Below are 19,584 nucleotides of genomic sequence, written 5' to 3'. Positions count from 1 at the left end.
TTCAATGGGCGATTGAGCTCCGCCATCGCAAAATATGCGGATGCCTTGCGCAGGATCTCGTTGGCCTGGCGAAGCTCGCGGTTGTCCCGTTCAAGAGCCTTCAGCTTCTCGGCCACATCGCTCGGGATGCTAGGCCGGCCGGGTCGTAGGCCTCGCTACCTCCACTGGCACCAAGCCCGGCCAGCCGTGGCAGCAAAAGCGCTGCGCCAGCGGAACGGGGTGCAGCGGGACAGCGTCCGCTGCACCCATACCACCGCTCCGGGCGTTGACCATCGAAGAAGTCCTCGACGACATGAAGAAGCCCCTGGCCCGCGATCGGCGCATGGCCCTGGTATTCGAGGTCTATGACCTGGAGCACTCCAAACGTGGTTCCGTCAGTGCTGCGCGCATTCTTCAGATGGTGCGGGCGGCAAAGTGATCGCCGGCTCCCTTCCAGCGATCAAGAAACGATTGGTTTGGTGCCAAAATAAGCGCCAAAACGATCACCACCCCGCATCAGGCGCGAACTGGCTGAGCCGATTTGCCGAAGGCGGACTCGATCGCGAAAGCGCCGTTGCCGAGCAGGGCGACGATGCCCGAGGCGACGATGAGGAACAGCGGGTATTCCCAGCCGCCATTGGCCGCGCTGAAGACCCAGCCATTGCCGGCATGGACCCAGAACGCTCCGAGCAGGACCGGAATGAGGGCCAGGGAGACGAGGCGCGACTTGAAGCCGACGACGAGGGCGACGCCGCCCAGGGCTTCGGCCGCAAAGGTGAGATAGGCGAGGGCGGCGGGCAGGCCGAGCGATTCGAAGAACTGGGCCGTCCCTACCAGGGTGAAGGTCATGTATTTCAGGATAATGGAATGGGCGAGGTACATGACGCCCAGCGAAAGGCGCAGGGCGAAGGCCGCGATGGCGGCATTCTTCTGGTCGATCATGATGCGGTTTCCTTTGGTTTCCAGGGTGACGATGGTGTGAAACCAATATTGACTGTTGAATTTCTGATATAAACTGAGAATATTCGTCAATGTTCATTGCAAATATGCACAGGCATGGCAATTAACACGCTGGAATGGAACGATTATCGTGTCGTGCTGGCAATTCAGCGAACGGGCGGGCTGGCTCCGGCTGCCCGCGCCTTGGGCGTCAACCACGCGACCGTCTTTCGTCAGGTTAACGCGATGGAGGCCCGGCTAGGCGCGCGGCTCTTCGACCGGCACCGCAGCGGCTACGGATTGACAGCTGTCGGGGAGGTGGCGCTGGCGGCGGCCGAAGCGATGGAAGTGCAGGTGCTGGCCGCCGAGCGGCGCATGGCCGGTGGCGATCTCAGCCTCACCGGCACGATCCGCGTTACGGCGCCGGACGACATGGTCCAGCGTCTGCTGCTGCCGTTGTTCGTCGATTTTCGTGAGCGTTATCCCAAGATCGAACTGGAGGTGATCGTCGAAAACCGGTTCCTCAATCTGTCGCGCCGCGAGGCAGATGTTGCCTTGCGCCCTACCGCCGCTGCGCCCGAGGCGATGACAGGCATCAATATCGGGCCGCTGCACATGGCGCTTTACGCGGTGCCTGCGCTGGCGGACCGGGTAGCTGGAGGAGAGGCATTGGATGCATTGCCATGGATAGGATGGGAGGACGGTGCCGAGACTCTCCGCTTTGGCGGATTCTATCGCAATCGCGGGCTCAATCCGGTCTTCGCCTACCGCAGCAATTCGCTGCTGGCCCAGGTCTTTGCCGCCGAGGCGGGAATGGGCATCGCCGTCTTGCCATGCTTTGCCGGAGACAGCAGCGATCAATTGCGCCGCCTGGAAGCAGTCGACCGATCCTACGCCACCAACTTGTGGATATTGACGCATCCGGATCTGCGCCGCGCCGCGCGCATCAAGGTCTTCATCGATTTCATGTCGGGCGTGTTGCGCAAGAAACGCCGCCTGCTTGCCGGCGACTAGCGATTATTGTTCGCCGCAGCTGCCAAGCGCCTGGATCGGGCAATCCGGCCATTCCGGGGCATCGATCGGTGTGCTGAGATAGATGGCAAAGAGGGCAGCTGCCGCCAACGCGAAGCCAAGCAGTCCCAGCCCGACAGTTCCATTCTGGCTCTCTTCCTGCTTCGGTTCGGGGCGCAGCAGCGCATCGTCCGGCGCGCCGCTGGTGGCTCGGTCCACGGTCACTTGCTCATTCCGTCCAATGAGGGCTTGAAAGACGAAGCTTATATGGGTGCCCGTTCCCAAAATTACCAGCGGCATCGCGCCGCGGACCGAGAATTGCGGCTGCCACCGATCCGACTCTTATTAGGGTCACTTCTGGTACATATAGTTGCCAAGAAGGGGGCAATCGGGCAGTTTTCGTGCATTAACGAGGTTAAAGGGATCGAGGGGGCAAAATCATGGCCGGCAGCTATATAAATGTCAGTGCCAAGGATGGGGGGCAGTTCCGCGCCTATCTGGCTGTGCCGAAATCCGGCAAGGGTCCGGGTATCGTCCTCTGTCAGGAGATTTTCGGCGTGAACGCCTATGTCCGTGAGACCGCCGACTATTATGCTGAAGAAGGCTATGTGGTCCTGGCGCCCGACCTGTTCTGGCGCATGGAGCCCAATGTCGACATGGGCTATTCCCCGGAAGAATGGCAGAAGGCCTTCGGTTTCTTCCAGAAGTTCGACCTCGACAAGGGTATTGAGGATATTGCAGCCAGCGTGAAGGCACTGCGCGCGCGGCCCGAATGCACCGGCAAGGTCGGCGTGCTTGGCCATTGCCTGGGCGGCAAGCTCGCCTATCTCACCGCGGCCCGCGTCGATGTCGATGCGGCGGTCGGCTATTACGGCGTCGGTATCGAGGCGCATCTCGACGAGGGCACGAGGATCAAGTGCCCGACCGTGCTGCATTTCGCCGAACTCGACCAATATTGCAATGCCGAGGCGCGCGAACAGATCATCGCCGCCTTCAAGGACCGGCCGGAGATCGAGACCTATACCTATCCCGGCGTCGATCACGCCTTTGCCCGGACGATGGGCGATCATTTCAACAAGCCCGCGACGATCATGGCGCATTCGCGCTCGATCGCCGTATTCCGCAAGGCGATGGGGCCGCGTTACGATCTGTCGGCTCTGTGGGACGCCCATTGCTATCATGAATTCGCCACGCGCGATGTTGCTGCGACGATGAAGACGATGGTGGATCAACCCTATGTCAACCATATCCCGACCATGACTGGTGGGGTGGGTCAGAAGGATCTGGCGCGCTTCTACCAGCACCACTTTGTCAACAACAACCCGGCTGACACCAAGCTCATCCCGATATCGCGCACGATCGGTGCCGACCGCGTGGTCGATGAGATGCTGTTCTGCTTCACCCACGACCGCGAGATAGACTGGATGCTGCCGGGCGTAGAGCCAACCGGCAAATATGTCGAAATTCCCCTGGTCGCCATCGTCTGTTTCCGCGGCGACAAACTCTATAACGAGCATATCTATTGGGATCAGGCTTCGGTGCTGGTGCAGATCGGCTTGATCGATCCCAAGGACTTGCCGACGGCGGGTACCGAAACGGCGAAGAAGCTGCTCGACGAGAAGCTTCCCTCCAACACTTTGATGAAGCGCTGGCCGGAAAGCGCGGGCAAGTAAATGAGCAACACCTTGAAGGAAAAACTGGCGGCGGGTGGGTGCATCGGCTGCCATTGGGCGACGCTGGGCTCGCCGTCGGTGGCGGAAGTGCTGGCGGAATCCGGGCCCGATTGTATCGTCTTCGACATGCAGCACGGGCTGTGGGACCGCCTCGGCCTGGAATATGCGATCGGCCTTGTGCGGCATAAAACAGTCCCGGCTGTACGCAGCGTCGATGCCAGCGATCATGCCATCGGGATGGTTCTGGATGCCGGCGCCCGTGCCCTTATCGTGCCGATGGTGGATACGGCCGATCAGGCCCGTGCCGTCGTGCGCGCGGCGAAGTTTCCGCCCATGGGAGGGCGTTCCGGCGGCGGTACGCGCCCGATGCTGGACGCCAAGACCTACATGGCTTCGGCCAACGACGACATCGTCGTCGCGGTGATGATCGAAACCGCGACCGCAGTCGCCAATGCTGCCGAAATTGCGGCCGTGCCGGGGATCGACATGCTGTTCATCGGGCCGTTCGACCTGGCCATGTCGCTCGGCACATTTCCGGATTTCGGACCGAAGCACGAAGCGGCCGTGCAGTCCGTCCTGGGTGCGGCGAAGGCGGCGGGCAAGACCTGCGGCATCTTCACGCCCTATGCGAGCTTTGCCGTAGACCGGCGCGCCCAGGGTTTCCAATGGGTGGTGCTGGCCTATGATCAATCGTTGATTCAGGAGCCGGCCAAGGGTGCCGTCAAGCATGCGCGCATGGGTAGCGGGCCGGATCTGGTCAAGGATGCAGTCGCCCTTGTTAGCGGCGCCAATGGCGGCATCGGCAGCGAAGTCGTACGCGCGCTGCTGCGCGCCGGCGCCGCCAGGATCTATTGCGGTGCGCGGCAGATCGACAGCTTGCGGACGTTGACCGCGGTGGCGCCGGATCGGCTGATCCCGGTTCAGCTCGACGTTGCCGATGCGCAGAGCGTTGCCCAGGTGGCGAAGGCCTGCGCCGATGTGACTCTGCTCATCAACAATGCCGGCTGGAACTCCAACGAGGGCCTGTTCGGCGCCAATTCACTCGACAACGCCCGGCGCGAGATGGAGACGAATTATCTCGGAACGCTCGCGGTCTCGCGCGCCTTCCAGCCGATTCTCGCCAGGAATGGCGGCGGTGGCCTAGTGAACCTCATCACCGTGGTCGCGCACTGCAATCTGCCGCTAATGTCCACCTACGCGGCATCGAAGGCTGCCTTGCTGTCGCTGACGCAGGGGCTGCGCGCCGAGTTGAGGAACCAGGGGACGCATGTCATGGGCGTCCTCCCCGGAGCAGTCGATACGCCGATGACCCCCGGCTTCGAGGGCATGAAGATGCGGCCGCAACAAGTGGCGGAAGCACTGATCCAGGGGTTGCTGGGGCGGGTGGAGGATATCTATCCGGGCGGGATGGCTTCTGGCGTGTTCAGCGGCATTTCCCTCGACGCCAAGGCGATCGAAGGGGAATTCTCCAATTACCTGCCGGCGGATTCGACGGCGCGACCGAAAGCATGAGCGGTACCGGCCGGCGGCCATGATCATCGTCGACAATATTGTAAAGCGGTTCGGCGGCGTGCGTGCCGTCGACGGTTGTTCCCTGCGGGTTGCAAAAGGTTCGATCACCGGCTTGATCGGCCCCAACGGCGCAGGCAAATCGACCTTGTTCAACATCATCGCCGGCCTGCTGGTGCCGGACCAGGGCAGCATCGAACTCGACGGCATGGATGTCACCGGCTGGCCGGCGCACCGCCTGTTTGCGCAAGGACTCGCGCGCACTTTCCAGATCGCGCATGAATTCGGCCGCATGACGGTCTTGGAGAATCTGATGGCTGTGCCCTCCGCACAGTCCGGTGAGCGCATCCTCAATGCCTGGCTGCACTGGCCGAAGGTGCGGGAAGAGGAGGCGCGGATTCGAGCACGTGCCGAAGAAGTGTTGGCGGAATTGCGCATCGACCATGTGAAGTACGAGTTGGCTGGCAATCTTTCGGGCGGCCAGAAGAAACTGGTGGAACTCGCCCGCACCATGATGTGGCAGCCGAAGATCGTGCTGCTCGACGAGATCGGCGCCGGCGTCAACCGTACCTTGCTGTCGGAGATCGCTGGAGAGATCGAAAGGCTCAATCGTGACCATGGCTATACCTTCTTCGTCATCGAGCACGATATGGACCTGATTGCCAGGCTTTGTTCACCGGTGATCGTGATGGCGGAGGGGCGGGTCCTGACGCAAGGCACGATGCAGGAGATCCGGCAGAATGCCGAGGTGATCGAAGCCTATCTCGGCGGCAGGAGGGCCTGACCCATGGCGCTTCTGGAAGCCGCAGGCATGGTGGGCGGCTATGGCGGAATGGATATCCTCAACGGTGTCGATCTCGCCGTCGACAAGAGCGAGATTGTCGTCGTCATCGGCGCCAACGGTGCGGGCAAGTCGACGGCGATGAAGGCATTGTTCGGCCTGGTCCCCTTGCGCGCCGGCCGTGTGACATTCGATGGGCGCGACATTGCCAATGCGGCGCCGAATACCCTGGTGGCCGAGGGTATGGGTTTCGTGCCGCAGGAGCGCAATGTCTTTCGCACCATGACGGTGCGCGAGAATTTGGAGATGGGCGCTTTCCTCAGGCCGGCGGCGCAGGCGCGCGTGATGGAGCAGGTGTTTGCACTGTTTCCGGTGCTGAAGGAAAAAGCCAGCCAACCGGCAGGCGAACTTTCGGGCGGGCAGCGCCAGATGGTAGCGGTCGGCCGAGCGCTCATGACCGAGCCTAAGCTCCTGATGCTCGACGAGCCGACGGCAGGACTCTCGCCGCTGGTGATGGAACAGATCTTCGACCGGATCGTGGCCGTCAACCAGGCCGGTATCGGTATTCTGCTGGTGGAGCAGAATGCGCGTCAGGCCCTGGCGATCGCCCATCGCGGTTATGTACTGGCAACGGGACGCAATCGTTTCACCGGTACGGCCGAGGCGTTGCTCGGCAACCCTGAAATCGGCCAGTCGTTCCTGGGTGGATGAGATGGAATCCTTGGCCGATTTCGTGAACCTCTATTTCCTGCCCGGTGTGGCGGTGGGTTGTATCTATGCGCTGGGCGCCGTGGGCATCTCGCTCATCTTCGCCATTCTGCGTTTTGCACATTTTGCCCATGGTGACGTGATGACCTTGGGCGCCTATATCGCCTATAGCCTGGTGGCCGGTCTCGGCTGGTCGGTCTATCTGGCTCTGCCCGTCGCCATCATCGGTGCGGCGCTGGCCAGCGTCGTGATCGATCAATTGGCCTATAAGCCATTCCGGCGCAGCCCCGGCATCATCGTCGTCATTGCCTCATTCGGCGTGATGCTGGTGGTCCGGTCGCTCATCCAGCTCTTCTGGGGCGTGGATGTGCTGAATTATGAAACCGGCATTCGCAAGCCGATCGAGCTCTTCGCCGAATACCGGATGGCTCAAAAGCACATCATCATCGTTCTAGTATCGTTGGCGATCGCGGCGGCTCTACATTGGTTCCTCGGTCGCAGCCGGATGGGCAAGGCCATGCGGGCGATGAGCGACGACGCCGATCTTGCCCGTATTTCCGGGATCGACACTGAGAAGGTCGTCCGCTGGACATGGCTTATCGGCGGCGGGCTCGCGGCGGCAGCCGGTGTCTTTGCCGGCATCAATTCGAAGCTCCATCCCAGTGTTGGGTGGGATTTACTGCTGCCCTTGTTCGCGGCGGCGATCCTGGGCGGTATCGGCAAGCCCTATGGCGCCATCGTCGGCGGCCTGGCGATCGGCATCGCGCAGGAAGTTGCGACCTATCCCTGGATCGGCGATCTGCCGCTGGTGCCGCCGGCCTATAAGAACGCAGTCGCCTTCTTCGTCATGGTCTGCATGCTGATCTGGCGACCGACCGGGCTGTTCAAGGGGCGGGTGCTGTAATGGATACGCAGCTCTTCGGCTACCTCATGTACGCGCTGTCCCTGGCGACGATGTTCGGCATCTACGGCGTGCTCTGCCTCGGCCTCAATCTGCAATGGGGTTTCGCCGGCCTTTTCAATGCGGGCATTGCCGGCTTCTTTGCGGTCGGCGCCTATTCGACCGCGATTCTCACCTCGCCGGAAAACCCAAATTACCTGGGTGGTTTCGGCTGGCCGCCTCTGCTGGCAATTCCGGTCGCGATGTTGTTCTCCGGAATCGTTGCCTGGCCAATTGGTCGTATCTGCCTCGGCCTCAAAGGCGATTATCTCGCCATGGCGACGATCGGCATATCCGAAATCATCCGCCTTGTTCTCAAGAACGAAGATTGGCTGGCCAATGGCACGATGGGCATTTCCACCGTGCCGCGCCCGTTCGAAAGCCTCGGCCAACCCTGGGGCAATATTTGTTTTCTCGCTTTCGTTTTGCTTACGATGGCCGTCATCTATGTTGCAGCCGAACGTGCCTGGCAATCGCCCTGGGGACGCGCCATGCGTGCCATCCGGGACAATGAGCTGGCAGCAGCCGCGATCGGCAAGGATGTGGTGCGCTTCCGTCTGGAGGCATTCGTCCTGGGGGCAATGGTCATGGGACTGGGCGGCGCTCTCTCGGCCATGTATTTCAAATTCATCGGGTCGAGCGCCACCGAACCGTTGCTTACCACTTTCCTGGTCTGGGTGATGCTCATCATCGGCGGCAGCGGCAACAATCGCGGGGCGCTGCTTGGCGCCGGATTGGTCTGGACGATCTGGTCCGGCACCGAATTGCTGACCAATCGCCTGCCGGCGGAATGGATCACGCGCTCGTCTTACATGCGGGCTTTGTTGATCGGTATCCTGCTGATCGTCGTGCTGCAACGCTTTGCCAAGGGCATCGTGCCGGAGAAACCGCCGCAAGTCCCCAAGTGACGCGTTAAAGTGCGACCGACAACTCGGCAAGACTGGAAATCCGGGCGGTCAGCATGGCTAGGTCATATTCGACCGGGCCTACTTGGCGCTGCAGCCAGAAGACCTTGAATCCGAACGCGGCCGCTCCCATCGCGTCCCAGCCGTTGGACGAAACGAAGCCAATCTCGTTTGGCGGCAAGCCGAGATGCCGGGTCGCCATGGCATAGACGCGGGGGTCCGGCTTGTAGATCTTGATACTGTCGACCGACAGGAGCGGATTGAGGAGGTTGTCGAGTTCGTGTGTCGTGAAGGCGGTCCGCAGCATTTCTTCCGCCCCGTTCGACAGAATGCCAAGGCGCAGGCCGCGCCGTGCCAGCGTTTCCAATGCTGCGGGAACTTCGGAATAGGGCATCAGGTGGCGGTAGGCCCCCAGGAGATCGCGACGCAATGCCGGATCGCTCACATGATGTTGGGCAAGAGCGAAGTCGAGTGAAACGGCGGTGAGTTCGTCGAACGGCCGATAACGCTGCGCCATGGTGAGCGTCCAGCTATATTCCAGCTGCTTCTGCCGCCACAATGCCGAGATGGCATCAGCCGCGGCGCCGAGCCGGCCGTGATGCTGGCCGGTCGCGGAATGAATGTCGAGCAAGGTGCCATATGCGTCGAACAGGATGGCTTTGACCGACATGCGCATACCTCCAAAAGATAGCGGCCTGCCCGGCGCGTTTGGGCCGGGCAGGCCGCTGCGTCCCGCTCAGTCGATCCCGCTTACGGATTGACCAGGCCAACCTGCTTGTAACCGTTGCCATCCACCACGAAATGGCCGATGACGCCTGGAATGTCGCCATTGGCATCGAATTCCATCTCGCCCGTGGCGCCGGAATAGTCGATGTCCTTGCCGGCGGCGATCAGTTCCTTGGCCTTCTTCCATTCGCCCGGTAAGACCTTCTCGCCGGGGGCATTCGCGATCTCGCGCAGGGCGTCGCGGACCTTGCTGCGGTCGGTCGAGCCTGCCTTTTCGACCGCGAGCGCTGCCAGCATGACCGAGTCATATGTCTGGCCGATGAAGATTTTGTCCTTCGTCGTCTGATAGGCTGCCGTGTAGAGCTCATCGAACTTCTTGGACGCATCGCTCTCGGGGGCGGAAGGCGAGGTGAAGAACGAGGTCTTCAGATTGTCCGCGCCGATCGTCTCGATCAGTTTGTTGTCACGCAGGCCGTCCGTGCCGATGAAGCGGTTGAAGAGGCCGTTCTCCAGTGCTTCCTTGACGATGGTCGTCCCCGAATCGCCGGCATAGGCGATGAGGACCAGCGCCTCCGGCTTGTCCTTGGCGAGCGTGCCCAGCTCTGCTGCATAACTCTGCTGCTTTTCCTCATGCTTCACCTCGGCGGTGATGGTGCCGCCGCCAGCCTTGTAGGCCGTGGCAAAACCGGTCGCCAGCGGTGTCGCATAATCGTTGTTGGCGTAAGTGAGCGCCACCGTCTTGATGCCCTGGTCGAGCACCAGCTTGGCCAAGACAACGCCCTGATAGGCGTCCGAGGGCACGATGCGGAAGACGTAGTCATTGTCCTTCAGCGTCGTAAAGTCGGGCGAGGTCGCCGTGGGGGAAATCTGCGTGACACCCGAGGGGATCGTCACCGCATTTGCGGCGGCCAGGGTCGTGCCCGACATCAGCGCGCCGACGACGACTGGAACGTTCTCGACATTGACCAGTTTGGTTGCCGCGTCGACGGCGCCCTGGGTGGCGCCGGTCGTGTCGCCGATCACGGTCACCATCTTGCCACCGAGCAGCCCACCGCCCTCATTGATTTCCTTTTCGGCAAGCTTCACCGAATCCATCATCGGCGGAATGAAGCTGGCGATCGGCCCGGTCACGTCGAACAGAATGCCGACCTTGGTATCACCGCCTGCTGGCGCCGCGGCGGCGGCTGTTTCGTTGCTGGCCGTCGAGGCAGCCTGTTCTTCCTTCTTCTCCTCGCCGCAGGCGGCGAGTGCGACGCCCGAGGCGAGAATGGCGGCGATGCCCGCCCGCTTCAGCGAGATCCGTGTTGTCATGTGTTTCCCCTGTCCTTGTGGCTCTTCGTTGCATTTAGGTGAAGGCGTTGAAAGTGATGATGGTGAGCGTGTCCTTGACGTGCGGAAGGGTCTGCAGTTCGGATGTCACGAAGCGACCTACATCCATCTCGCTCGGCAGGTAGCATTTCACCAGCAGGTCATATTGTCCGGAAATCGAATAGAGTTCGGCAATCTGCTGAACGGTGTCGAGCGCTTTCTCGGCAACGTCATATGACTTGCCCGGTTCGCATTTCACCATGACGAAGATCGGCCGCATGGAGCTTGACTCCCTGATTGCGCTGGTTCGGCTGCATGTTGCCCCGGCGCGGTTGCAAAATCCAGCCCCGGATGGGCGGTTCAGGTTACCGCAGCCCGACGGTTTAAGGCCGGATTCTGCCATTCCGCGGTGGCGAGAACAGCCTTCAGGGCGGCGACGGCGTCCCAGATGTCCCGGTAGCGCACGTAAAGCGGCGTGAACCCGAATCGTATCAGGTTTGGCGCCCGGAAATCGCCGATCACGCCGCGAGCGATCAAAGCCTGCATGACGGCATAGCCGGAAGGGTGGGCGTAGCTCACCTGGCTGCCGCGTTCGGCGCCAACAGGGCTGGCGAGCGCAAGGTCGAAGTCAGGGCATTCCTGCGCCACCAGGCGAATCATGAGATCGCCCAGTGCCAGCGATTTCTGCCGGACAAGGTTGAGGTCGATTCCGTCGAACGTCTCCAGCCCGCAGGCAAGCGCTGCCATGCCCAGGACCGGGGGCGTGCCAACCAGGAAGCGGTCGATGCCGGATTTTGGCTGATAGGCCGTCTCGAAGGCGAAAGGCGCCGCGTGGCCGAACCATCCGAAGAGCGGCTGCTGTGTCGCATCCTGCCAGCGGCGGGCGACAAAGAGGAAGGCGGGGGCGCCGGGACCGCCATTCAGATATTTGTAGCCGCAGCCGACGGCAAAATCGGCGCCCGAGCCATTGAGGTCGACCGGCAGGGCGCCGGCTGAATGGGCGAGGTCCCACAGCGTATGCACGCCGGCGGCCTTCGCCCTTGCGTTGATGGCTGCCATATCGTGACGTCGGCCGGTCCGGTAATCCACTTCCGTCAGCATGACCACGGCGACGTCCTCGCCGATACGATCGATGACGGCATCGGGTGCCACGATCTCCAGGCGATGGTCGCGGCCCAGCAGCTGAGCGAGGCCCTGTGCCATATAGAGGTCGGTCGGAAAGTTGCCATTGTCGGACAGGATGATCCTTCTGTCCGGTCGCAGCGCCAGCGCGGCGCTCAGCAGCTTGAAGACATTGAGCGACGTGGAATCGCACACGACGACTTCATCTGCATCGGCGCCGATCAGCTTGGCGATCTTGGCTCCCAGCGCTCGCGGCAGGTCTACCCAGCCATGCTTGTTCCAGCCGGTGATGAGATCGTCGCCCCATTGCCCGCGGATGACATCGTCGATCCGCCGAGCGGTTGCCTTCGGCAGGGCGCCGAGGGAGTTTCCGTCGAGATAGATAACGCCTTCAGGCAGATGAAAGCGGTCGCGCGCCGCGGCGAGCGGGTCGCTGGCGTCGAGTGCTTCGCACTGGGCGCGGTCGAGCATGCTCATGTCAGAGGCTCCGGAGGATGGCGCGGACAGGGCTTGCGTCGGCACCGGCGATCTTCAAGGGAAGGGCGATCAGTTCATAGATGCCGAACGGAACGGCGTCTAGGACCAGGCCCTCGAGAATCGCGAGACCGTGGCGTGCGACAGCCAGATGCGCGGCCATACTCTTCGACGTCTGCGGATCGAGTGAGGGCGTATCTATGCCTATGAGCCGCACGCCGCGACCCGCCATGGCGTCCACAAGAGCCTCGTCGACGGCCGCGAAATGATCGTCCCACGCGCTTTGTGGCGTCTGTTCGTAAGTGCGGATCAGAACGCGCGTTATCCCGGGCGACAGCTGTGGCAGGATGCGGGCGGCACTCACAAGTCCATGAGCGTCGCGCCCGTCAACGAGCTGCGCCGGCCCGAGATAGGCGGAAAGATCGACTGCATCGATGCCAACGCCATCGGCATCATAATGGAAGGGCGCATCCGCGTGGGTGCCGCTGTGCGTCGACAGTGTCAGTGCTGACACGTTGACGGGAATTCCAGGGCCCATTGTCCAGGTGCGCCGCAGACCGAACGCAGTATCTCCCGGCCAGACCGGCAGGTCGTTTCGCAGTGTCTGAGAAATATCGTAGAGCATGAATCGCCAAGGCAGGAACGAGATCCTGGAGCCTAGGCGACAGAAGGATAAGGGGCAAGTTCCGCTATTTGGGCGCCAACAGGAAGTAGTAAGCGACACCCGCACCGCCGCCGATCAGAACCAGGAGCCACAAGGCAATCCCCGCCAGTTCCATACCGCCCAGGCCGGATTTGGCTGGCTTTCCGGCATCGTCGCCGGCTTCGCCGCGGCCCGCGACGATGTCGAGTGCGCGCTGCTCGTCTTTCTGACGGGTGCCCATGGTCAGTCTCCGCACTCCACATGTTTAACGCGATCGTTTCTCGATCTTTATCCTCTATTCCCGAACGGTTAACAACTTGTTCATGCCGGGGGCAGAACTCAAGCCCGATAGAGCTTTTCAGGCGGTACCAGCACATCCGCGATTATTTTGGGACTATTGTCCCTGATGGCGGTGAAGAAGCAATTGCGCCTTCCAGTGTGGCAGGCAACGCCAATCTGATCGACGAGCAGAAGCAGGCAATCCTTGTCGCAATCGACGCGCAGCTCGATCAGTTTTTGGATCTGGCCGGAACTGTCGCCCTTGCGCCACAGCGACTGACGCGAGCGTGACCAGTAGACGACGCGTCCCCCGGTTAAAGTTTCCCGCAGGCTCTCCCGGTTCATCCACGCCATCATCAGGACTTCGCCCGTGTCGTGCTGTTGCGCGATGGCCGGGATGAGCCCGCTTGCATCATAGGTGAGATTGTCGATGAAAATGTTGGTTGCCGGATCAAGTTCGCTCACGTGCAGTTCCTCACCAGATCGAAAGAGGTTTCTTGACATCGCCTTCGGCAAAGCGCGACAGACGGAAGGGACGCAGATCGAAGCCGGTCTCGGCGCCTTGCGACAATGCATGCATGATCTTGCCGACGACAGGTCCCAGGGCGAAACCATGGCCGCAAAAGCCCGTGGCAACCAGGAGGCCGGGGTGGGCCGAAGGCGCATCCAGAACGGGAATTCCATCCGGCAATGTATCGATATTGCCACCCCATTGTTCGGCAAGGCCAACGCGGCCGATGTTCGGAAAGGTTCTTTCCAGGAGGCGTACGGCATCCTGCAACCGTTCCTGCTGCGGCTCTATCATCGGTTCGCGCTCGTGGATTGCCGGCCTGCGAGCTTCCTCGCGCCACGGCATGCGTTGGCAAAGATCCTTGAGCAATGGTGCGCCAATATGCAGCGTCAGCCCCTTGGCGCTTTCCCGGTAGGCGTTCCAATACCAACGCGATAGCCGCAGATGATCGAGCGTCACGTCGACATCGCCATGCATGCTCGACGCGATGTTCAGCGATCCGTCGCCGCGTCGGCGAAAGGCGATTCCGTCGCCGACGAAGGCCGCCTCGGTTACCGGGGGCAGGATGTTCGTGCGTGCGACGGAGGCTCGCACGAACGACTGCGGCAGCAGCGCGCCGTACGGCGTGAGCAGGCGCCATGAGCTGGCGCCAGCGCAAACCAGGACCGTCTTCGCCCGCACATCGCCCCATTCCGTCGCCACGCCGCTGATCCGCCCGGCGGTCTTCTCAAGGGCAAGCGCACCGCACCCTTCTAGAATCGTTGCGCCCAGTTCCCGCGCGCGCAAAGCGTAGGCGGCGGCCACCTTGCGGGGTTCGGCATGGCCATCGCTCTTGGTGTAGAGGCCGCCCACGACCGGCGTGGCGAGATCGGGTAGCAACGCTTTCACTTCGCCGATGCTGAGGAGGCGGGTGTCCAATCCGAACGCCGCTACCGATTGCAGCCATTTCTCCCGGTAGGCCATGATGGCTGGCGAGCCGCTGGCGTAAAGGGCGCCGCCTTCATTCCATTCGAGGTCGGCGTTAAGCTCAGCCTCAAGGCCGCGCCAGATTTTCTTACCTTCCTCCATCAGCGGAATCTCGTCCGGATCGCGCATCTGCACACGCACGAAACCCCAGGCGCGCGAGCTCTGCTGGCCGGCGATACGGGATTTGTCGATGAGAACCACTTTCATTCCGGCTTTGGCCATGTAATAGGCGCTGGCGCAGCCTTGGATGCCGGCGCCGACGATGACGATATCGGCCTGGGCGGGAAGGGCATTGGGCTGTTGCAAGATATCTTCCTTCGACAGCGGATTACGGACGGGAATGTCCCGCCTGGGCGTTGAGCTGTCAATCTGGGCGGGCGCGGCCATGTTGCCCGGGCAATGTCGCCATGCGGGGGCAGTCATTGACGCCCACTCTCCCGTTCTGGGAAAGTGCCGCGCCCGAAACGGGCATCAAGCGGGCTTCTCGGGGGCGGAATGGGGCGCTGGGTCGGGGTCGGAGGGCTGCTTTTGGCGGCTCTCTTCTGGGGCGGGATGATTCCGCTCACCAAATATCAGCTTGTGCGCTGGGATCCATATTTCCTCGTGGCGGCCAGATCGCTGGGTGCAGCGCCGCTTCTGTGGCTGCTGATGCAATGGTCCGAACGGGGCCGCCCGGCGCCGGAGCAGGTGCCGGCGTGGAAGCAATGGACCTTCGGAATCCTCGGCAATGGCGGCTTTGCCGTCTTTTACACGGTCGGCGTTCAGTTCAGCGACCCGATCATGGCAGCCATCGTCACAGCAACCGCGCCTGCCATTGCAGCCATTACGGACCGCGTCTTCTTCAGACTTCCCTTCAACCGGCTCATGGTCCCCGGGCTCGTCGCGAGCGCCGTCGGTTGTGCGCTTGCTTCGATCGGTCCCGGTGCCGGCGTGAATGGTATTGGCTTCGGTGGTGGAGAGTTGCTGATCCTGCTTTCCGTGATCTGCTGGTCCTGGTATTCGACCGTCGTGCAGCGTTGGTGCCCTGGCTGGTCGCAGGTGCGCATCACCTTCGTCACCATGGCGACATCGGGCCTGGCAATGGCTGCGCTTTATCTCTTTTTGTCGATATCGGGGCCGGCCACGTTTCCTCCGGCCTGGCCGCGCGTGCCGATCGAGGGTTTCAGCCTAGCCTGGTACGTCGTCACCGTGATGGTACTTGGCGTGGTGCTGTGGAACGCTGGTGTCCGCGCCGTGGGTGTCGTTACCGCCTCACTCTACATCAACCTGACGCCGGTTGTGGCGATAGCCATCCTGGTTGTCCTGCAGGGCGCCGAGCCGAATCCGCGGCAGCTGGCCGGTGGCGTGCTCGTGCTGATGGGCATCGTCTACTCGGAATGGCGAATCTTGCGCGGGCGATGACCGGCCCTTCGACCGATCATCGCCCGCGCATTCAGACTTTGCCCTCGGCCTTGCGCTTGGCGAAGAGACAGATGAGGTCGCAGGCAATATGCGCCGCAGCCAGAGCGGTGATCTGGCTCTGGTCGTAGGCCGGCGCGACCTCGACGACGTCCATGCCGACCAGGTTGATATCGGTAAAGCCGCGCACGATCGCGAGGCCTTGCGCCGCCGAAAGGCCGCCTGAAACAGGCGTTCCCGTCCCTGGCGCGAAGGCCGGATCCAGGCAATCGATATCGAAGGTGAAATAGGCCGGGCGGTCGCCGACGATACGGTTCACTTCGGCAATGACGGCGTCGGTCCCATGACGGTGAACCCACGGCGCATCCAGAATGTTGATACCCATGAAATCGTCATTCCACGTACGGATGCCGATCTGCACCGAATGTTGGGGGTCGATCAAGCCATCCTTGACCGCCTTGTAGAACATGGAGCCATGGTTCAGCGATTTCGGCTCGTCATCGGCCCAGGTGTCGCAATGCGCATCGAAATGGATGAGGGACAACGGCTTGCCGAACTTTTCGACATGCGCCTGCAGCAGCGGGTAGGTAACATAATGGTCACCGCCGAAGGTCAGCATGCGTGCGCCCGATTTGAGAATGTGGCGGGCATGCGCGACGATCGCATCGTGGATCGTCATCGGATTGTGGACGTCGAGATAGCAATCGCCGTAATCGATGACGGCGAGCTTTTCAAAGGGGTCGAAACCCCAGGGATAGGGTTTGAGACTCGCCACTTCGGCGGAAGCAAGGCGGATGCCTTGCGGGCCAAGCCTGGCACCCGGACGGTGTGTCACGGCAAGGTCGAGCGGGACGCCGCTGATGACCAGGTCGGCGCCTTTGAGGTTCTTGCTATAGCTGCGGCGCATGAAGGATAGGACACCGGCAAAGGTCGGTTCATAAGCGAGGCCATAGGGGCTCTTGCGCGAGATGGCGCCGTCGATCTTGATGGCACTGTCGTCAAGGGCATCTTCGTCATGCATGGAGAAGCTCCTGGGGAAATCCGGTCCTGGGGTTTTCTTGGTTTAGGGCTCTCCCCTAAATGGTCGCCTGTGGCTCAGTTCGTCGTGGCTGATCTTTGCATTCGGGGAAGGGTCGCTTCCCATCCTTTGCATGACGAACTTAAGCAAGCTTTGGGATAGTGTCGAGGCATCATTCTGACAGCGCTTTCCCGCCAACGACTCGGATTATTGCGAAATCATGGCCAAATGGATCGGCTATTTCGGCCTGCTGCTGCTTGCTTTGCTCTGGGGCACCATGGTGCCGACCGTAGCCCATCTCCTGCAGCGCTGGGACCCTTATTTCCTTGCCGCTTTTCGCTATATCTGCGCATTGCCGGTCATGTGGGCGGCGCTCGTTCTGTTCGATCGGCGTCGTCCCGACATCGCCGGCGGCGGAGGCGATTGGCGCGTCTGGCCGCTCGGCATCGTTGGTATCGGCTGCTACGCGACGCTTTACACGATCGGCGTCTACAATTGCCACCCGGTGACGGCGGCAATCCTCAGTGCGACCTCCCCAGCGGTGGCCGCGATTGTCGACCGTATCCTCTGGAAGATACCGGTGGACCACCGCATGCTGCCCGCCATTTCGTTGGCTATCGTCGGCAGCGCACTTGCGACCGTGCGTTTCGGCCAGGAAGACATGTTCGATTTTCGCGGCGGTGAAATCCTGATGGTAACCGCCTTCGCCTGCTGGTCCTGGTATTCGACGGCGGCGCAACGCTGGTGCCGTGGCTGGTCGCAATTGCGCATCACGACCGCGACGATGACGACCGGCGGCGTCGGATTGGCGGTCATCTTCACGATCGCCGTTCTCTCCGGTGCCGCGGAATTTCCCCCTCCAGCGCCCGAAACGGTGACGGATGTGGCTGTCCTCGGCTGGATGACGTTCGTGCTGGTGGCGTTGGGTGTCTATTTGTGGAATTTCGGCGTCAAGCGGACCGGCGTTGTCGTTGCCAGCCTCTATCTCAATCTTGTGCCTGTCGTCTCGGTCGCCATCTTCGCCATTGCCGGCACGCCGCCCAGCGTCATGCAGGTTGCTGGCGGCGTTTTGGTGATTGCCGGTATTGTGATGTCGGAAATCCAGATGCTGAAGGCAAGGAAACCGGACCCGGCGCTGGATGCGGCCCATTTGTCCTGAAGGAGCGCATCATGGGAGAAGTGAAGCACTACAAGCGTGCCGACATGAAGTTCGAAGCTTATGGCGGCCCGCCGGGCAAGGCCGAGATCAGCCGGCTCGTGGGGCCGGACATGTCGAGCACCATGGGCGTCGGCATCGCCAAATTCGACGGCTGCTCAATCGACTGGACCGTGCTCTATGACGAAATGATCATCGTCATCGAAGGCTGGTTCCGGCTCAAGCATCCGGGCGGCGTCATAGAAGCTGGCCCCGGCGATGTCATCTGGCTGCCGGAAAAGACGCCGATCACCTACGAAGGGGAGAAAGCCATCGTGTGCTACGCACTCTATCCGGTGGACTGGCGCAAGAAGCACAGCCTCTAAGCCGACACGCGCGCGGTGAGGCGTTCCAGGAACGCCTCGCATTGCGCGATCTGCTCAAGCGCCACCCATTCGTCGGGCTTGTGCGCCTGCTCGATCGAGCCGGGACCGCATATGACCGTTGGAATGTCGATCTGCTGGATGAGGCCGCCTTCAGTGCCGAAGGCAATCTTGATCGTATCGTTGGCCTTGGTCAGGGCCTTGGCGAGGACGGTGATCTCCGCATCCTCGGCCGTGTCCAGTCCCGGAAAGGCCGAAATCGGCTGCCAGGAGAACCCGCATTCGCCATTGATGGCGCGCATCTCCTTGGCCAGTTCCTCGTCGGCAAAGCGCTTCACTTCGGCAACCAGTTCGGCTGGGTTCTGCATCGGCAGATAGCGGAACTCGAAATCGAAGCTGCAATCCTTGGGCACGATGTTGAGCGCGGTGCCGCCCTTGACCACGCCGGTATGCACGGTGGTGTGCGGCACGTCGTAATCATGGTCATAGGGGCCTTGCGCTGCAAAGCGCCGGCCCATCCGCTTCAGATAGGAGATGACTTCCGCGGCATACTCGACGGCGTTGACGCCCTTGGGCGCCAGCGAGGAATGGCATTCCAATCCATGCACATGGCAGCGCAGCGACGTCTTGCCTTTGTGCGCGATGGCGACCTTCATTGATGTGGGCTCGCCGATGACGCAGCCTTTTGGCTTCACTGGCCGGTCCTTGAGGATTTCGAGGGCCCGGCGGACGCCGAGACAGCCGACTTCCTCGTCATAGGAGAAAAGGAGATGGACCGGCGTCGAGAGGTTGCGCTTGGCCAGTTCCGGCACGGCGGCAAGTACGACGCCCAGGAACCCCTTCATGTCGGATGTGCCGCGGCCATAAAGCCTGTCGCCTGCTTCCTTCACGTTCCACGGATCGCTCGACCATTCCTGGCCGTCGACCGGCACCACGTCGGTATGGCCCGACAGGGCATAGCCGGCCCGGTCGTCAGGCCCGATCGTGGCGTAGAGATTGGCCTTCTTGCCGGTCGTATCGGCAATGAGCTCGCTTTTGATGCCGAAACCGTCCAAATAGTCGCGGACGAAGCCCACCAGTTCCAGATTGGAATTGCGGCTGGTCGTGTCGAAGGCGATCAGGCGGCGGATGAGGTCAAGGCTTTGCGGGCGTGGCGCCAAGATGGAACTCCGTTAC

23 protein-coding genes and 1 pseudogene are annotated in these 19,584 nt (G+C 61.7%); 11 read left to right on the top strand and 13 right to left on the bottom strand.

All coding sequences use genetic code 11. The features are described 5' to 3' along the window. Window positions 1–137: pseudogene (locus ACE3TY_RS06605) on the bottom strand (IS3 family transposase); the annotation flags it as partial. Window positions 138–265: 128 nt separating this feature from the next. Here ACE3TY_RS06605 and ACE3TY_RS06600 point away from each other — a divergent pair. After that, on the top strand, window positions 266–418 hold the full coding sequence (locus ACE3TY_RS06600; RefSeq protein WP_374652030.1) for a hypothetical protein: 153 nt from the start codon (window positions 266–268) through the stop codon (window positions 416–418). 77 nt (window positions 419–495) lie between these two features. On the opposite strand, the gene ACE3TY_RS06595 is transcribed toward ACE3TY_RS06600, so the two are convergent. Further along, on the bottom strand, window positions 496–921 hold the full coding sequence (locus ACE3TY_RS06595) for a DoxX family protein (protein ID WP_374652028.1): 426 nt from the start codon (window positions 919–921) through the stop codon (window positions 496–498). 114 nt (window positions 922–1,035) lie between these two features. On the opposite strand from ACE3TY_RS06595, the gene ACE3TY_RS06590 reads away from it, so the two are divergent. After that, window positions 1,036–1,932 carry a LysR family transcriptional regulator gene (locus ACE3TY_RS06590; RefSeq protein WP_374652027.1) on the top strand — a complete coding sequence of 299 codons (897 nt, stop codon included), beginning with the start codon at window positions 1,036–1,038 and terminating at the stop codon, window positions 1,930–1,932. 3 nt (window positions 1,933–1,935) lie between these two features. Here ACE3TY_RS06590 and ACE3TY_RS06585 read toward each other — a convergent pair whose 3' ends face one another. Further along, on the bottom strand, window positions 1,936–2,154 hold the full coding sequence (locus ACE3TY_RS06585) for a hypothetical protein (protein WP_374652025.1): 219 nt from the start codon (window positions 2,152–2,154) through the stop codon (window positions 1,936–1,938). Window positions 2,155–2,369: 215 nt separating this feature from the next. Between ACE3TY_RS06585 and ACE3TY_RS06580 the strand changes: the two genes are divergently transcribed. Genes ACE3TY_RS06580 through ACE3TY_RS06555 form a run of 6 tightly spaced genes read left to right on the top strand, consistent with a single transcriptional unit; the run spans window position 2,370 to window position 8,448 of the window. Beyond that, window positions 2,370–3,602, top strand: coding sequence for a dienelactone hydrolase family protein (locus ACE3TY_RS06580; RefSeq protein WP_374652023.1), 1,233 nt, complete (start codon window positions 2,370–2,372; stop codon window positions 3,600–3,602). Beyond that, on the top strand, window positions 3,603–5,114 hold the full coding sequence (locus ACE3TY_RS06575) for an SDR family oxidoreductase (protein ID WP_374652022.1): 1,512 nt from the start codon (window positions 3,603–3,605) through the stop codon (window positions 5,112–5,114). Between the two features lie 19 nt (window positions 5,115–5,133). Continuing rightward, window positions 5,134–5,895: an ABC transporter ATP-binding protein gene (locus ACE3TY_RS06570; protein WP_374652021.1), complete on the top strand. Its 762-nt coding sequence runs from the start codon at window positions 5,134–5,136 to the stop codon at window positions 5,893–5,895. A 3-nt stretch (window positions 5,896–5,898) separates the two neighbouring features. Continuing rightward, window positions 5,899–6,603 carry an ABC transporter ATP-binding protein gene (locus tag ACE3TY_RS06565; RefSeq protein ID WP_374652019.1) on the top strand — a complete coding sequence of 235 codons (705 nt, stop codon included), beginning with the start codon at window positions 5,899–5,901 and terminating at the stop codon, window positions 6,601–6,603. A 1-nt stretch (window position 6,604) separates the two neighbouring features. Beyond that, window positions 6,605–7,504 carry a branched-chain amino acid ABC transporter permease gene (locus tag ACE3TY_RS06560; protein ID WP_374652017.1) on the top strand — a complete coding sequence of 300 codons (900 nt, stop codon included), beginning with the start codon at window positions 6,605–6,607 and terminating at the stop codon, window positions 7,502–7,504. After that, window positions 7,504–8,448, top strand: a complete 945-nt coding sequence (locus ACE3TY_RS06555; protein WP_374652015.1) for a branched-chain amino acid ABC transporter permease — start codon at window positions 7,504–7,506, stop codon at window positions 8,446–8,448. The genes ACE3TY_RS06560 and ACE3TY_RS06555 overlap by 1 nt, the downstream gene beginning before the upstream one ends. Window positions 8,449–8,452: 4 nt before the next feature. On the opposite strand, the gene ACE3TY_RS06550 is transcribed toward ACE3TY_RS06555, so the two are convergent. The 8 genes from ACE3TY_RS06550 to ACE3TY_RS06515 form a co-directional block, all read right to left on the bottom strand. Then, window positions 8,453–9,115, bottom strand: coding sequence for a haloacid dehalogenase type II (locus tag ACE3TY_RS06550; protein ID WP_374652014.1), 663 nt, complete (start codon window positions 9,113–9,115; stop codon window positions 8,453–8,455). Between the two features lie 80 nt (window positions 9,116–9,195). Then, window positions 9,196–10,482 (bottom strand): ABC transporter substrate-binding protein, encoded by a 1,287-nt coding sequence (locus ACE3TY_RS06545; protein ID WP_374652013.1) that lies wholly within the window; start codon window positions 10,480–10,482, stop codon window positions 9,196–9,198. A gap of 34 nt (window positions 10,483–10,516) precedes the next feature. After that, complete coding sequence (locus tag ACE3TY_RS06540) at window positions 10,517–10,759, bottom strand: Lrp/AsnC ligand binding domain-containing protein (RefSeq protein ID WP_374652011.1); 243 nt, start codon at window positions 10,757–10,759, stop codon at window positions 10,517–10,519. Window positions 10,760–10,839: 80 nt separating this feature from the next. Then, window positions 10,840–12,078, bottom strand: coding sequence for a kynureninase (kynU, locus tag ACE3TY_RS06535; protein WP_374652009.1), 1,239 nt, complete (start codon window positions 12,076–12,078; stop codon window positions 10,840–10,842). A 1-nt stretch (window position 12,079) separates the two neighbouring features. After that, complete coding sequence (gene kynB / locus ACE3TY_RS06530; RefSeq protein WP_374652007.1) at window positions 12,080–12,700, bottom strand: arylformamidase; 621 nt, start codon at window positions 12,698–12,700, stop codon at window positions 12,080–12,082. A gap of 64 nt (window positions 12,701–12,764) precedes the next feature. Then, entirely contained in the window at window positions 12,765–12,959 is a 195-nt protein-coding gene (locus ACE3TY_RS06525) for a hypothetical protein (protein ID WP_374652006.1), read from the bottom strand. Window positions 12,960–13,057: 98 nt separating this feature from the next. Next, the gene (gene hisI, locus ACE3TY_RS06520; protein ID WP_374652005.1) at window positions 13,058–13,462 is read right to left on the bottom strand and encodes a phosphoribosyl-AMP cyclohydrolase; all 405 of its coding nucleotides are present in this window, start codon (window positions 13,460–13,462) and stop codon (window positions 13,058–13,060) included. A gap of 10 nt (window positions 13,463–13,472) precedes the next feature. Beyond that, window positions 13,473–14,780, bottom strand: coding sequence for an NAD(P)/FAD-dependent oxidoreductase (locus ACE3TY_RS06515; RefSeq protein WP_374652003.1), 1,308 nt, complete (start codon window positions 14,778–14,780; stop codon window positions 13,473–13,475). Between the two features lie 189 nt (window positions 14,781–14,969). Between ACE3TY_RS06515 and ACE3TY_RS06510 the strand changes: the two genes are divergently transcribed. Beyond that, complete coding sequence (locus ACE3TY_RS06510) at window positions 14,970–15,875, top strand: DMT family transporter (protein ID WP_374652001.1); 906 nt, start codon at window positions 14,970–14,972, stop codon at window positions 15,873–15,875. A 31-nt stretch (window positions 15,876–15,906) separates the two neighbouring features. Here ACE3TY_RS06510 and speB read toward each other — a convergent pair whose 3' ends face one another. Beyond that, entirely contained in the window at window positions 15,907–16,893 is a 987-nt protein-coding gene (gene speB, locus ACE3TY_RS06505; RefSeq protein ID WP_374651999.1) for an agmatinase, read from the bottom strand. Window positions 16,894–17,110: 217 nt separating this feature from the next. Here speB and ACE3TY_RS06500 point away from each other — a divergent pair, with 217 nt between their 5' ends. Together ACE3TY_RS06500 and ACE3TY_RS06495 are read left to right on the top strand one after the other, a co-directional pair. Next, on the top strand, window positions 17,111–18,049 hold the full coding sequence (locus tag ACE3TY_RS06500) for a DMT family transporter (protein WP_374651997.1): 939 nt from the start codon (window positions 17,111–17,113) through the stop codon (window positions 18,047–18,049). Window positions 18,050–18,060: 11 nt separating this feature from the next. After that, window positions 18,061–18,411: a hypothetical protein gene (locus ACE3TY_RS06495; RefSeq protein WP_374651995.1), complete on the top strand. Its 351-nt coding sequence runs from the start codon at window positions 18,061–18,063 to the stop codon at window positions 18,409–18,411. On the opposite strand, the gene argE is transcribed toward ACE3TY_RS06495, so the two are convergent. After that, window positions 18,408–19,568, bottom strand: coding sequence for an acetylornithine deacetylase (gene argE, locus ACE3TY_RS06490; RefSeq protein WP_374651994.1), 1,161 nt, complete (start codon window positions 19,566–19,568; stop codon window positions 18,408–18,410). The genes ACE3TY_RS06495 and argE overlap by 4 nt on opposite strands. Between the last annotated feature and the right edge of the window lie 16 nt (window positions 19,569–19,584).

The sequence above is a fragment of the Dongia sp. genome (assembly GCF_041918875.1).
Taxonomy (GTDB): domain Bacteria; phylum Pseudomonadota; class Alphaproteobacteria; order Dongiales; family Dongiaceae; genus Dongia.
The sequence above is the reverse complement of the archived record's forward strand: the minus strand, read 5'-3'. Positions and strand labels throughout refer to the sequence as shown.